This window comes from Streptomyces sp. NRRL S-244 (assembly GCF_000717915.1).
Taxonomy (GTDB): Bacteria; Actinomycetota; Actinomycetes; order Streptomycetales; family Streptomycetaceae; genus Streptomyces.
Genome location: NZ_JOCX01000006.1, coordinates 230,156 through 244,502, shown reverse-complemented (window position 1 = coordinate 244,502; position 14,347 = coordinate 230,156). Strand labels below are relative to the sequence as shown.

Annotated in this window: 7 protein-coding genes; 5 read left to right on the top strand and 2 right to left on the bottom strand. The window is 71.7% G+C overall.

Annotated features, from left to right (window positions below; all coding sequences use genetic code 11):
- The 5 genes from IF02_RS0109865 (at position 1) to IF02_RS0109845 (ending at position 8,212) form a co-directional block, all read left to right on the top strand.
- Positions 1–2,406, top strand: coding sequence for a xanthine dehydrogenase family protein molybdopterin-binding subunit (locus IF02_RS0109865; RefSeq protein WP_030155399.1), 2,406 nt, complete (start codon positions 1–3; stop codon positions 2,404–2,406).
- A gap of 368 nt (positions 2,407–2,774) precedes the next feature.
- The gene (locus tag IF02_RS0109860) at positions 2,775–4,238 is read left to right on the top strand and encodes an NCS2 family permease (protein WP_030155397.1); all 1,464 of its coding nucleotides are present in this window, start codon (positions 2,775–2,777) and stop codon (positions 4,236–4,238) included.
- Between the two features lie 74 nt (positions 4,239–4,312).
- Positions 4,313–5,476 (top strand): XdhC family protein, encoded by a 1,164-nt coding sequence (locus IF02_RS0109855; RefSeq protein ID WP_030155396.1) that lies wholly within the window; start codon positions 4,313–4,315, stop codon positions 5,474–5,476.
- A 103-nt stretch (positions 5,477–5,579) separates the two neighbouring features.
- Positions 5,580–6,905: a YncE family protein gene (locus IF02_RS0109850; protein ID WP_234318145.1), complete on the top strand. Its 1,326-nt coding sequence runs from the start codon at positions 5,580–5,582 to the stop codon at positions 6,903–6,905.
- A 68-nt stretch (positions 6,906–6,973) separates the two neighbouring features.
- A complete protein-coding gene (locus IF02_RS0109845) occupies positions 6,974–8,212 on the top strand; it encodes a GNAT family N-acetyltransferase (protein WP_030155392.1) in 1,239 nt (412 codons plus the stop codon).
- A 33-nt stretch (positions 8,213–8,245) separates the two neighbouring features.
- Here the strand turns inward: IF02_RS0109845 and IF02_RS0109840 are convergent, their stop codons facing one another.
- Positions 8,246–10,477, bottom strand: a complete 2,232-nt coding sequence (locus IF02_RS0109840) for a terpene synthase family protein (RefSeq protein ID WP_030155390.1) — start codon at positions 10,475–10,477, stop codon at positions 8,246–8,248.
- 243 nt (positions 10,478–10,720) lie between these two features.
- Positions 10,721–14,332, bottom strand: a complete 3,612-nt coding sequence (cobN, locus tag IF02_RS0109835; RefSeq protein ID WP_030155389.1) for a cobaltochelatase subunit CobN — start codon at positions 14,330–14,332, stop codon at positions 10,721–10,723.
- Positions 14,333–14,347 lie beyond the last annotated feature (15 nt).

The following is a 14,347-nucleotide window of genomic DNA, read 5'->3' as shown; positions in this document are numbered from 1 at the left end:
ATGGCTCAGAACACCCGCACGGTACCGGCCGGCACGCCGACCAACGTCACCCAGAAGCACAACAAGGGCGGCATCGGCGAGTCCACGCTCCGCCCGGACGGCACCCTCAAGGTCACCGGAGAGTTCGCGTACTCCTCGGACATGTGGCACGAGGACATGCTCTGGGGCCAGACCCTGCGCAGCACCGTCGCCCACGCCGAGATCGCCTCGATCGACATCTCCGAGGCCCTCGCGATGCCGGGCGTCTACTCGGTGCTCACGTACGACGACCTGCCGGCCGCGATGAAGAACTACGGCCTGGAGATCCAGGACACCCCGGTCCTCGCCAACGGCCGGGTGCGCCACCACGGTGAGCCGGTCGCCCTCGTGGCCGCCGACCACCCGGAGACCGCCCGCCGCGCGGCCGCCAAGATCAAGATCGACTACCGGGAGCTGCCGGTCGTCACGGACGAGGCCTCCGCCCTCGCCGAGGACGCGCCGCTGATCCACCCGGGCCGCGACGACCACCACTCCGGTCACGTCCCGCACCCGAACATCGTGCACCGCCAGCCGATCATCCGCGGCAACGTGGAAGAGGCCCGCAAGCGCGCCGACGTCATCGTCGAGGGCGAGTACACCTTCGGCATGCAGGACCAGGCCTTCCTCGGCCCGGAGTCCGGCCTCGCCGTACCCGCCGAGGACGGCGGTGTCGACCTCTACGTCGCCACCCAGTGGCTGCACTCGGACCTCAAGCAGATCGCCCCGGTCCTCGGTCTCCCCGAGGAGAAGGTCCGCATGACGCTCTCGGGCGTCGGCGGTGCCTTCGGCGGCCGCGAGGACATCTCGATGCAGATCCACGCCTGCCTCCTGGCCCTGGCCACGAACAAGCCGGTCAAGATCGTCTACAACCGGTTCGAGTCCTTCTTCGGCCACGTGCACCGCCACCCGGCGAAGCTGTACTACGAGCACGGCGCCACCAAGGACGGCAAGCTCACGCACATGAAGTGCAAGATCGTCCTGGACGGCGGCGCGTACGCGTCCGCCTCCCCGGCGGTCGTGGGCAACGCCTCCTCGCTGTCGGTCGGCCCGTACGTCCTCGAGGACGTCGACATCGAGGCGGTCGCGCTCTACACGAACAACCCGCCCTGCGGCGCGATGCGCGGCTTCGGCGCCGTCCAGGCCTGCTTCGCGTACGAGGCCCAGATGGACAAGCTCGCGGCGAAGCTCGGCATGGACCCGGTCGAGTTCCGCCAGCTGAACGCCATGGAGATGGGCACGATCATGCCCACCGGCCAGGTCGTGGACTCCCCGGCGCCCGTCGCCGAGCTGCTGCGCCGGGTCAAGGCCCGCCCGCTGCCGCCGGAGCGCCAGTGGGAGACCGCCGGCGAGGGCGCGGACGTCCGCGCACTGCCCGGCGGCCTGTCCAACACCACCCACGGCGAGGGCGTCGTACGCGGCGTCGGCTACGCGGTCGGCATCAAGAACGTCGGCTTCTCCGAGGGCTTCGACGACTACTCCACCGCCCGCGTGCGCCTGGAGGTCATCAACGGCGAGCCCGTCGCGATGGTCCACACGGCCATGGCGGAGGTCGGCCAGGGCGGTGTCACCGTCCACGCGCAGATCGCCCGTACGGAGCTGGGCGTCACGCAGGTGACCATCCACCCGGCCGACACGCAGGTCGGCTCCGCCGGTTCCACGTCCGCCTCGCGGCAGACGTACATGACCGGTGGCGCCGTGAAGAACACCTGCGAGGCCGTCCGCGAGGCGGCCCTGGAGATCGGCCGCCGCAAGAACGGGTCCTACCACCCCGCGTGGGCGACCGCCGAGCTGCTCCTCGAAGGCGGCAAGGTCGTCACCGACGGCGGAGAGGTCCTCGCGGACCTCGCCGACATCCTGGAGGGCGAGGACGCGATCGACCTGGAGCTGGAGTTCCGGCACCGGCCGACCGTCGCCTTCGACCTGAAGACCGGCCAGGGCGACGGCCACGTCCAGTACACCTTCGCCGCCCACCGCGCGGTGGTCGAGGTGGACACCGAGCTCGGCCTGGTCAAGGTCGTCGAGCTGGCGACCGCGCAGGACGTCGGCAAGGCCCTGAACATGCTCTCCGTGGTCGGCCAGATCCAGGGTGGCACCACCCAGGGCCTGGGCGTCGCGATCATGGAGGAGATCATCGTGGACCCGAAGACCGCGAAGGTGCGCAACCCCTCCTTCACGGACTACCTGATCCCGACCATCCTCGACACCCCGACCATCCCGGTCGACGTCCTGGAGCTCGCCGACCCGAACGCGCCGTACGGCCTTCGCGGGATGGGCGAGGCCCCCACCCTCTCGTCCACCCCGGCCGTCATCGCGGCGATCCGGGCGGCGACCGGTCTGGAGATCAACAAGACCCCGATCCGTCCGGAAGCCCTCACCGGCACCCTCTAGGACGGCCTGGTCCGGGGGCCGCGAGGCCCCCGGACCCCCACAGACTCTCCGGGCGGTGTGACACCGGGAACGTCACACTTCCTGTCGCACCGCCCGGAGCCAGAAGTCCGGAGTACGAAAAGACCGCACCGCTCGCGGTCCGTTCCACCGGCAGTACCCCCACGGAACACCCGGTGGCCCCGGCACCCCGGAGCCGCCACCAGCACCACACCAGTACCGCAGAACCCCCGCAGTACCCGCAGTAAACGCAGTGCATTTCGCGTCGCCTCGGGCCGTCACCCCGGGTCGTGCAGCCAAACGGAGTTTCCCAAATCCCGCGTCTCCAATCTCCATGCGGGTGCCCCTTTGAACCTTGGGAGTTAGGCACCATGACCCAGTCGTCTGTAGAGCCCAAGACCACCGCGGAAGAGGCCGGCGACGGCTCTCGCACCCCCGCCGGGCGTTCTTGGCTCGACCGGTACTTTCACATCACGCACAGAGGTTCCAACGTCGGCAATGAGGTTCGTGGCGGAGTCACGACCTTCATGGCCATGGCGTACATCCTCTTGCTCAACCCGTTGATCCTCTCCGGCAAGGACGTCGCCGGAGACACCATGAGCCAGAAGGCCCTCATCACCGCCACGGCCTTCGCCGCGGCCCTGACCACGCTCCTCATGGGCTTCGTCGGCAAGGTCCCGCTGGCCCTGGCCGCGGGCCTGTCGGTCTCCGGCGTGCTCTCCTCGCAGGTCGCCCCCCAGATGACCTGGCCGCAGGCCATGGGCATGTGCGTGATGTACGGCGTCGTGATCTGTCTCCTGGTCGTCACCGGCCTCCGAGAGATGATCATGAACGCGATCCCCCTCGCGCTCAAGCACGCGATCACCATGGGCATCGGCATGTTCGTCGCCCTGATCGGGCTGGTGAAGGCGGGCTTCGTCGGCAACGGTGGGGAGTTCGCTCCGCCGGTCCAGCTCGGTGCGGTCGGCCAGCTCTCCGGGTGGCCCGTCCTGATCTTCTGCATCACCCTGCTCACCATCTTCATGCTGCAGGCCCGCAAGGTCCGCGGCGCGATCCTCATCGGCATCATCGGCGGCACCGTGATCGCCGCGATCGTCAACGCCGTCGCCGACGTCGACGCGAAGGCCTGGCGCAACGGCCCGCCCACGCTGGACGGCTCCGCCGTCTCGATGCCGGACTTCTCGCTCTTCGGCGAGGTCTCCTTCGGCGGCTGGGGCGAGGTCGGGGCCATGACGGTCGGCATGATCGTCTTCACCCTCGTGCTCGCCGGCTTCTTCGACGCGATGGCCACCATCATCGGCGTCGGCACCGAGGCCAAGCTGGCCGACGACAAGGGCCGCATGCCGGGCCTGTCCAAGGCCCTGTTCATCGACGGCGCCGGTGGCGCCATCGGTGGCATCGCGGGCGGCTCCGGCCAGACCGTGTTCGTCGAGTCCGCCACCGGCGTCGGCGAGGGAGCCCGTACGGGCCTCGCCTCCGTCGTCACCGGCCTCTTCTTCGCCGCCTGCCTCTTCTTCACCCCGATCACGCAGATCGTCCCGGGTGAGGTCGCCTCCGCGGCCCTGGTCGTCATCGGCGCGATGATGATGCAGAACGCCCGCCACGTGGACTGGGCCGACAGCGCCACCGCCATCCCGGTCTTCCTGACCGTGGCGATCATGCCCTTCACGTACTCGATCACCGCAGGTGTCGCCGCCGGTGTGATCTCCTACGTCGCCATCAAGATCGCACAGGGCAAGGCCCGCGAGATCGGCGCCTTCATGTGGGCACTGACCGTGATCTTCGTGATCTTCTTCGCGGAGCACCCCATCGAGGCGTGGCTCGGGGTGAAGTAAGGCGGGGCCGGTGATCAGGCCCTGACCCTCCACGCATCCGATACTGGTAACCGAACCTCTCCGAGGAGGCCGCAATGCTGGACATCGCCGAAGAACTGAACCGGTGGGTCGAGCAGGGACGTGACTTCGCCGTCGCCACCGTGGTGGCGGTCGGCGGGAGCGCACCCCGGCAGCCCGGAGCCGCACTCGCCGTCGACAGCGAGGGCACGGCCATCGGATCGGTCTCCGGCGGATGCGTGGAGGGCGCGGTGTACGAGCTGTGCCAGCAGGCGCTGGAGGACGGCGAGACCGTCCGGGAGCGCTTCGGGTACAGCGACGACGATGCCTTCGCCGTGGGCCTGACCTGCGGCGGGATCATCGACATCCTCATCACCCCGGTGCCGGTGGGATCCCCCGGGCGGGAGGTGTTCGCGGCCGCGCTGGCGGCGGCTTCCCGCGGGGAGGCTGCGGCGGTGGCCCGGATCGCGGAGGGTCCGGCCGAGCTCCTGGGCCGCGCCGTGCTCGTCCGGGGCGAGGGCGGCCACGAGGGCGGTTTCGGGGGCCACCCCGAGCTGGACCGCACCATCGCCGAAGAGGCCCGCGCCATGCTCGACGCCGGCCGCACGGGCGTGCTGGAGATCGGCGCCGACGGCCGGCTCTGCGGGGAGCCGCTGAAGGTGCTCGTCGAGTCCAGCGTCCCGCCGCCGCGGATGATCGTCTTCGGGGCGATCGACTTCGCGTCCGCCCTGGTGCGGATCGGCAAGTTCCTCGGCTACCACGTGACCCTGTGTGACGCCCGGCCCGTTTTCGCGACGAAGAACCGTTTCCCCGAGGCGGACGAGATCGTCGTCGAATGGCCGCACCGCTATCTGGAAGCCCAGTCCTCGGCGGGCTCGCTCGACGGCCGGACCGTCCTGTGCGTGCTCACCCACGACGCCAAGTTCGACGTGCCGCTCCTGGAGCTGGCCCTCAAACTGCCCGTCGCCTACGTCGGCGCCATGGGCTCCCGCCGCACCCACGAGGACCGCAACAAGCGGCTCCGGGACGTCGGCGTGACCGAGCTGGAGCTGGCCCGGCTGCGCTCCCCGATCGGCCTGGACCTCGGTGCCCGCTCCCCGGAGGAGACCGCGCTGTCCATCGCCGCCGAGATCGTCGCGAACCGCCGCGGCGGGTCGGGCGCGGCCCTCACCGGGGCGCACATACCGATCCACCCGGACACCTCGAAGGCCGTGATCGGCCGGATCGGCTCGGTCGCCTGAAGGGGAGAGTCGTAGGGCGCAACCCCGTGAGGGTTGCGCCCTTTTGTTGTTGCGCCTATTTTACCGGCCGGTAACAGCGCCTTCCTGCAACGGAGTTGAGCGGATGTCCCGGACCGCACGTACCGCCCGCACGGCCCGCACCCCCCGTACGGCACGCACCGCCCGCACCCCCGTCCGTACGCTCCTCGCCGGCTGTGCGCTGGTCGCGGCCTCGCTGGCGGGAGGACCGGCCTCGGCCTCGGCCTCGGCGCCGCCCCCGGCCGCGGGTGCCGCCGCCGTCGGCCCCGGCGTCCGCGAGGTGCTGTTCGTCGGGAACAACTGGGAGGGCACCGCCGATGTGCTCGCCTCCACCGGCGACCTCGCGAAGGTCGGCCGGCTCAACATGATCCCCGACAAGGAGGAGCGGCTCCGGGAGATCTACCTCAATCCGGTCAAGCTCGCCTTCTTCCTCGGCATCCGGGGCGGCGCGGGCGAGGGCCACGACCAGTTCGTCGACGACATGTACACCACCCCCGACGGCTCCGCCGTGGTCGCCTCCCGCCCCAGCTTCGCCGACGTCGTCTCGATCGACGTGCGCACGGGCCGGATCAACTGGCGCTTCCCCGTCTCCGGCTACCGCTCCGACCACATGGCGGTCTCGCCCGACGGCACCCGGGTCGCGGTCTCCGCCTCCACCGCCAACACCGTGCACGTCCTCGACATCGCCACCGGGCGGCAGCTCGGCTCCTTCCCCACCGGCGACAAACCGCACGAGAACACCTTCAGCCGGGACGGCCGCTTCCTGTGGAACAGCTCCATCGGGGACGTGACCTCCGCCCTCGACGCGCCGTGGCTGGACTGGACGAAGGGCGACCGGAAGATCACCGTCGTCGACGCGCAGACCTTCCGCACGGTCCGGGTGATCGACATGCGCGAGCGGCTGGACGCCTTCGGCCGCCCGGACCTGTCCGACGCCGTCCGGCCGATGTCCTTCAGCCCCGACGAGTCGAAGCTCTACTTCCAGGTGTCCTTCTTCAACGGGGTCGTCGAGTACGACGTGGCCACCGACCGGATCACCCGGATCAAGGAGCTTCCCCGCAACCCCGCCACCAACGCGGACCGCACCACCTGGGTCAACGACTCCCGCCACCACGGCATGTCCATGAGCCCGGACGGGACCAGGCTCTGCGTCGCGGGCACCATGGACGACTACGTCACCGTCGTGGACCGCGCCTCCCTCACCGAAGGGCCGCTGGTGCCCGCCGACAAGCCGTACTGGGCCACCGTCGACGGGGACGGCACGGCGTGCGTGATCTCCGAGAGCGGCGCCGACCGGGTCACCGCCATCGACTTCGCCACCGGGACCAAGCGGGTGTCCGTCCCCGTCGGCGACCACCCGCAGCGCGTCCGCCTCGGCCACGTCCCGACGGGCTGGACGGGCCCGCAGTAGCGGTACCCGTCGGCCACCCCGGCCCATATGGGGTGACCGGTCCGCGATGACCGATTAGTCTCCCGATCATGGTGGACATCCGCGAGGTACCCGAAGCCGACATCGACCGCGCTCTGGAGCTCGCGTACCTGGTCTTCCACGACCGCCCCGAACCGGAGGGCCGCGAACGCCACCACGCCCTCCTGCGCCACTGCGCACGCCTCGGGGCCTACGACGGGGACGCGCTGGTCGGGTTCATGGCCGCGCACGACTTCCGGCTCTCGGTGCCCGGGGCGGACCTGCCCTGCCCCGGGCTCACCTTCGTCAGCGTCGCCCCCACCCACCGCCGCCGGGGCGTGCTCACCGCGCTGATGGACGAGCAGCTGCGGCGCACGGGGGCCGCGGGCAGCCCGATCGCCGCCCTGTGGGCCTCCGAATCCGCCATCTACGGCCGCTTCGGCTACGGTCCGGCCACCCAGGGCGCCACCATCGAGATCGACTCGACGCGGCCGCTGGCCCTGCGCATCGCCCCGGACCCGCGCCCGCTGCGCCTGGTCGGCCCAAAGGACGCGCTCGGGGTGATCGGGCCGTACCACGAGGCCGCCCGCGCCGGGCGGGCCGGCCGCCCGACCCGCGACGCGGAGCGCTGGAACGAGTCGTGGCTCTGCGAACAGGACGAGGAGGACGACGAGTTGGGCCCGCCCCGGATCATCGTCCTCGGCGATCCGGGCGAACCGATCGCGGGGTACGTGCTCTACCGCACGAAGCACGAGGCCGACGGAGGCCCCGCCCGCAGCCCCGGCCTGGTCCGCGTCGACGAACTGGAGGCGGACACCCCGGCGGTGGCCGCCGCCCTGTGGGACTGCCTGGCCGGCCTCGACCTCACCGGCAGGGTCTCCGCGTGGGGCCGGCCGCTGGACGACCCGCTGCTCCGGTTCGCCGCCGACCGGGACCAGGTCAGGGTCACCGCCCAGTTCCCGGCGCTCTGGCTGCGCCTGGTCGACGTACGGGCGGCGCTGACCCGGCGGTCCTGGGCCGCGCCGGTGGAGCTGGTGCTGGAGGTGGCCGACGTACGGCTGCCCGCGAACGCGGGGCGGTTCCGGCTGAAGGCGGGGCCGGGCGGGGCGACCTGCGAGCGCGCCGCCGCCGCGGACCCCGCCGACCTGGAGCTCGACGTACGGGACCTCGCGGCCTGCTACCTGGGCGGGACCCGGGTCGCCGAGCTGGTCGCCGCCGGGCTGGTGGCGGAGCGGACACCCGGCGCGGCGGCGGCCCTGGACGCGGCCCTGCACACCCCCCTGCTGCCGCACACGGCGGACGAGTTCTGAGGCGTACCGCCCCCGCGGCCGGGCTCCGCGGGATCAGGCGGGCAGCGAGATCCGGGCCGCCGCCATGCCGAACGAGGAACTCCAGCCGAGCCGTGCCCCCGGGGCCGGGTCGGCGCTCTTCGGGTGCAGGTCCTCGTCGCGGTAACGGCTCACGCTCTGGTGCCAGTTGAGGACCGCGGCCATCCAGTCCTGCAACTCCCGTACGTACGCGTCGAGCGAGGCCCGCGCCTCCTGTCCGAGGCCGTAGTCCTCGTACAGCACCGGCAGTTGGTGGTCGCGGATGTGCTCGAACTCCTTCGTGCGCTGCACCATCAGGTCGGCGACGATCCGATGCGCCTGCGGGTAGTCGATGTCGAAGAAGTTCTGGGTGACGAGGACGTGGTTGTGCACCTCGCCCTCGACCTCGATCTCCTTCTGGTACGAGAAGAGGTCGTTGGTGATGCACCCGACGTCCGCCGCCGCGCTCTCCAGCGAGCGCATCACCCCGTCCCGGTACACCTCGGGCGGGACGCCGTCGCCCTCGTGGCCGAACTTGGCCAGGAACATCGTCAGGTACGAGCCGAACGTGAAGCGGCGCATCTCGGCGTAGTCGACCGGGTCCGGGATCCGGTTCACGACGGCGTTGCCGATCTCCCAGACCCAGCTGTCCAGCATCCCGATGACGTGCCCGCGAAACTCCGCGCGCATCGCGGAGCTCATCCCCGCGACGGTCCGGGCCCACAGGTCCTTCAGGCTCCGCTCCATCGCGGTGACCGGCTCCGGGGCCTCGGCCGGGTCGACCGGGATCATGGAGATCAGCCGGTCCGTCGCCGCCCGGGCCGCGCCGGGGGACTTCGATCCGGCGAACACCTTGGGGTAGTAGTCGTCCGCGTACGTGCCCCAGGCCAGCCACTGCGCGCTCAGGCACAGGGCCTCGGCGGTGGCGTCGGGGTCGATGCCCGCCGAGCACAGGGCGAAGTCCATGCGGACCAGCTTGTCCTCGTCCCAGATGTCGGAGCCGGGATCGCCGGGCTGCGGCTGGAGCAGGCCCATCTCCCGGCACCAGACCACCAGTTCACGCCGCGCCCGGTCCAGGTGACGGCTGAGGGTGAGGGGGAAGGGCATGTAGAAGTCGGGCAGCAGCGAAGGGCCCACCTTCCGGAACGGCACGTGCGTGAAGCTGCGGCGGCGCATCTCCATGGCGCGGGGGTTGAGCAGCGAGCGCAGGTCGAGGGCGGCGGTGCCCCGCCCGCCGGGCAGGAAGGGCAGGGTGAGCGGGGTCGCGCCCGCCGCCTTGGCCTCCCCGTTCATGTAGCGGCTGGAGACCATGTGCCATTCGTGGCCGCCGGACTGCCAGTCCTGAAGGCCCTTCGCGTACGCGAGTACGGACGCCGTCTCGAGGGGGTCGAGGCCGTGCCGGGCGGCGAGCGCGGGGACCTCGGCGAGGGCCGTGTACTCGAACTGCTGGAGCCGCGAGGTCAGCAGGTCGTTCGACAGGTCGGCGGCCTCCTGGGTGGTGCAGTCCAGGAAGGTCTCCAGGACCAGGACGGCGTTGGAGAGCTCGCCCTCCTGCTCCACCTCGCGCTGGTACGAGAAGATGTCGTTGCGGATGTGGACCGCGTCGGAGAACGCGTCGCGGAGCACTTCGAGGGGGCGCGCGTGCGCCACCCGGGCCGGCACCTCGGCGGACACGTACTCGATCAGCCCGGCCGACCAGGGGGCGCCGCCGACCTTGCGGCGCATCTCGATGTATTCGAGGGGGTTGGCCACGCGGCCGATGTTGATGTTGTGGAGCTCCCACATCGACTCGTTGAGGAGGTTCCGCGTCGACTCGGAGAACCGTTCCCTCCAGTCCATCGACATCGCGGGCACGGTGCGCGACCACAGGTCCTTGAGGCCCGCCTCGACCGGGTTCGCCGGCTCGGGGAACCCGTCGGCGAGGTCCATCGGCATGAAGGCGGCCAGCCCGTCGAGGTACTTCTTGGCGCCCTCGCGGTCCTGGGTGCGCTTGTAGACCTCCAGGAAGTGATCGTCGAAGAAGAACACCCACACGTACCAGTCGGTGACCAGGTTCAGCGCGTCACCGCCGCAGTCGGGGTGGGTGTACGAGCACAGCAGCGCGTAGTCGTGCGAGTCGAGGTCCCGCTCCTCCCAGACGCCGGACCCCTCCAGCATTCCGAAGCCGCGGGCCCACTGCTTGGTGTGCGCCCGCGCGGCCTCCAGGTGGGGGTTGCGGCGCGCCGGATACGGCACATAGAAATCCGGCAGTTGAAACGGCTGTGTCACGGCGGGCTGGACCTTTCCGTCCGAGGGCGTGGGGCCCTTGCCTGCGACCCCCCCGCACGAGATCAGCACCCCTCCACCCCTGCCGCCGCCGGGACAGGGAAGAGTTCACCGCTTCAGGTGACGGACGAACCGTTCCGGGGCGCAGGCGCCGCGTGGGGGATACGGGCACGAAGAATGCCGTCCGCCTCGCCCGGGGCAGGGGCGAGGCGGACGGCATCTGTGGTGCGGGGCCTGCGGAGCGGACTACTCCGAGTCGGCCTCGAGGTTGCCTTCCGTGTCCAGGTAGACCTGGCGGAGGGATTCGAGGATCTGGGGGTCCGGCTTTTCCCACATGCCGCGGGACTCGGCCTCCAGGAGGCGTTCCGCGATGCCGTGGAGGGCCCAGGGGTTGGCCTCCTCCAGGAAGGCGCGGTTCTCCGGGTCCAGGACGTACGTCTCCGTCAGCTTGTCGTACATCCAGTCCGCCACCACGCCCGTCGTGGCGTCGTAGCCGAAGAGGTAGTCCACCGTCGCCGCCAGCTCGAAGGCGCCCTTGTAGCCGTGGCGGCGCATCGCCTCGATCCACTTCGGGTTCACCACGCGGGCCCGGAAGACGCGGGACGTCTCCTCCACCAGCGTGCGGGTCTTGACCGTCTCCGGGCGGGTCGAGTCGCCGATGTACGCCTCCGGGGCCGTGCCGCGCAGGGCGCGGACCGTGGCCACCATGCCGCCGTGGTACTGGAAGTAGTCGTCCGAGTCGGCGATGTCGTGCTCGCGGGTGTCCGTGTTCTTCGCGGCCACCGTGATCCGCTTGTACGCGGTCTCCATCTCCTCGCGCGCCGCCCGGCCCTCCAGGCCGCGGCCGTACGCGTAGCCGCCCCAGACCGTGTAGACCTCCGCCAGGTCGGCGTCCGTACGCCAGTCGCGGGAGTCGATCAGCTGGAGGATGCCGGCGCCGTACGTGCCCGGGCGCGAGCCGAAGATGCGGGTCGTCGCGCGGCGCTCGTCACCGTGGACGGCCAGGTCGGCCTCCGCGTGCGCCCGGATGAAGTTCTGGTCCGCGGGCTCGTCCAGGCTCGCCGCCAGCCGGACCGCGTCGTCCAGCAGGCCGATGACGTGCGGGAACGCGTCCCGGAAGAAGCCCGAGATGCGGAGGGTGACGTCGATCCGGGGGCGCGCGAGCTCCGCCAGGGGGATCGCTTCGAGCCCGGTGACGCGGCGCGAGGCCTCGTCCCAGACCGGGCGGACGCCGAGCAGGGCGAGGGCCTCGGCGACGTCGTCGCCGGAGGTGCGCATCGCGCTCGTGCCCCACAGGGACAGCCCGACGGAGGCCGGCCACTCGCCGTTGTCCGTGCGGTAGCGGGTGAGGAGGGAGTCGGCCAGGGCCTGGCCCGTCTCCCACGCGAGGCGGGAGGGGACGGCCTTCGGGTCCACGGAGTAGAAGTTGCGGCCCGTGGGCAGGACGTTCACCAGGCCCCGCAGGGGGGAGCCCGAGGGGCCCGCCGGGACGAAGCGCCCGTCCAGGGCCGAGACGACGTGGGCGATCTCGTCCGTCGTGCCGGCCAGCCGCGGGACGACCTCGCGCGCGGCGAAGTCCAGTACGGCCGCCACGTCCGCCGAGTACCCGACCGCGACCGAAGCCACCGCCTCCGGCGCCCAGTTCGCGTCCTCCATCGCCTGCACCAGCGCGCGGGCCGCCTCCTCCGCCTCGTCGGCGGTCGTGCGGGTGGCCGCGGACTCGTCCAGGCCGAGCGCCTCGCGCAGGCCGGGCAGGGCCGTCGTACCGCCCCAGATCTGGCGGGCGCGCAGGATCGCGAGGACCAGGTTGACCCGGGCCTCGCCGGTCGGCGCGCCGCCCAGGACGTGCAGGCCGTCGCGGATCTGGGCGTCCTTGACCTCGCACAGCCAGCCGTCGACGTGCAGCAGGAAGTCGTCGAAGCCGTCGTCGTCCGGGCGCTCCGCCAGCCCCAGGTCGTGGTCGAGCTTCGCGGCCTGGATCAGCGTCCAGATCTGGGCGCGGATGGCCGGCAGCTTCGCCGGGTCCATCGCGGAGATCTGCGCGTACTCGTCGAGGTGCTGCTCCAGGCGCGCGATGTCGCCGTACGACTCCGCGCGCGCCATCGGCGGCACCAGGTGGTCGACCAGCGTGGCGTGCACGCGGCGCTTGGCCTGGGTGCCCTCGCCCGGGTCGTTGACCAGGAAGGGGTAGATGAGGGGGAGGTCGCCGAGCGCGGCGTCCGGCGCGCAGGCCGCGGACAGGCCGGCGTTCTTGCCGGGCAGCCACTCCAGGTTGCCGTGCTTGCCCAGGTGGATCATCGCGTCGGCGCCGAAGCCGCCGTCCTGCGCGCTCGCCTGGATCCAGCGGTACGCGGCCAGGTAGTGGTGCGAGGGCGGCAGGTCCGGGTCGTGGTAGATCGCGATCGGGTTCTCGCCGAAGCCGCGCGGCGGCTGGATCAGGATGAGCAGGTTCCCGCGGCGCAGGGCCGCGAGGACGATGTCGCCCTCCGGGTTGGCCGAGCGGTCCACGAACATGTTGCCCGGGGCCTCACCCCAGTGCTGCTCCACGCTGCCGCGCAGCTCGGCCGGGAGCTCGGCGAACCACCGCTTGTAGTCGGCGGCCGGGATGCGGACCGGGTTGCGGGCCAGCTGCTCCTCGGTCAGCCAGTCCTGGTCGTGGCCGCCGGCCTCGATCAGGGCGCGGATCAGCTCGTCGCCGTCGCCGGAGACCAGGCCCGGGATGTCCTCGACGGGGCCGAAGTCGTAACCGCCCGCGATGAGGGTGCGCAGCAGCTCCACGGCGCTGGCCGGGGTGTCGAGGCCGACCGCGTTGCCGATGCGGGAGTGCTTGGTCGGGTACGCGGACAGGACGAGCGCGACCTTCTTGTCGCGGCGCGAGATGTGCCGCAGCCGGGCGTGCCGCACGGCGATGCCGGCGACGCGGGCGGCGCGCTCGGGGTCGGCCACGTACGCCGGCAGCCCGTCCTCGTCGAACTCCTTGAAGGAGAACGGGACGGTGATCAGGCGGCCGTCGAACTCGGGCACGGCGACCTGCGTCGCGGCGTCGAGCGGGGACAGGCCCTCGTCGTTCTCCTCCCAGGCGCTGCGCGAGCCGGTCAGGCACAGGGCCTGGAGGACCGGGACGCCCAGCGCGGCGAGCGCGCCCGCGTCCCAGGACTCGTCGTCGCCGCCGGCCGAGGCCGTGGCGGGCTTGGTGCCGCCGGCCGCCAGGACCGTGGTGACGATCGCGTCCGCCGACTCCAGCTCGGCGATCAGCTCCGGCTCGGGGCTGCGCAGGGAGGACACGTACAGCGGTACGGGCGTGCCGCCGGTCTCCACGATCGCGTCGCACAGGGCGTGCACGAAGGCGGTGTTGCCGCTCATCTGGTGGGCTCGGTAGTAGAGCACCGCGATGCGCGGGCCGTACGGGCGCATGGGAGCGCGCTCCAGCGGGCCCCAGGTGGGCGCGGCGGCGGGCGGCTCGAAGCCGTGGCCGGTGAGCAGCACGGTGTCGGACAGGAACCGGGCCAGCTGGTCGAGGTTGGCGGGGCCGCCGTGCGCGAGGTAGCCGTGCGCCTCGGCCGCGATGCCGATCGGGACCGTCGAGGCCTCCATCAGCTGGGCGTCCGGGGCCTGTTCGCCGGTGAGGACGACCACCGGGCGGGTCTGGGCCGGCGCCAGGAGCAGGTCGAGGCCGTCCTGCCAGGCGCGCAGGCCGCCGAGGAGGCGTACGACGACCAGGTCGACGCCGTCGAGCAGGGCGGGGAGGTCGTCGAGGGGAAGGCGGGAGGGGTTCGCGAACCGGTACGGCACGGGGCCGTCCGCGGCGGCGCGGGCGCTGAGCAGATCGGTGTCGGACGTCGACAGCAGCAGGATCATGCGGCGGCATGCCTT

Excerpts from the sequence above, each read along its gene's own strand:
- IF02_RS0109865 (WP_030155399.1), top strand. The coding sequence starts at position 1 with ATGGCTCAGAACACCCGCACGGTACCGGCCGGCACGCCGACCAACGTC.
- IF02_RS0109860 (WP_030155397.1), top strand. The coding sequence starts at position 2,775 with ATGACCCAGTCGTCTGTAGAGCCCAAGACCACCGCGGAAGAGGCCGGC.
- IF02_RS0109855 (WP_030155396.1), top strand. The coding sequence starts at position 4,313 with ATGCTGGACATCGCCGAAGAACTGAACCGGTGGGTCGAGCAGGGACGT.
- IF02_RS0109850 (WP_234318145.1), top strand. The coding sequence starts at position 5,580 with ATGTCCCGGACCGCACGTACCGCCCGCACGGCCCGCACCCCCCGTACG.
- IF02_RS0109845 (WP_030155392.1), top strand. The coding sequence starts at position 6,974 with ATGGTGGACATCCGCGAGGTACCCGAAGCCGACATCGACCGCGCTCTG.
- cobN (WP_030155389.1), bottom strand. The coding sequence starts at position 14,332 with ATGATCCTGCTGCTGTCGACGTCCGACACCGATCTGCTCAGCGCCCGC.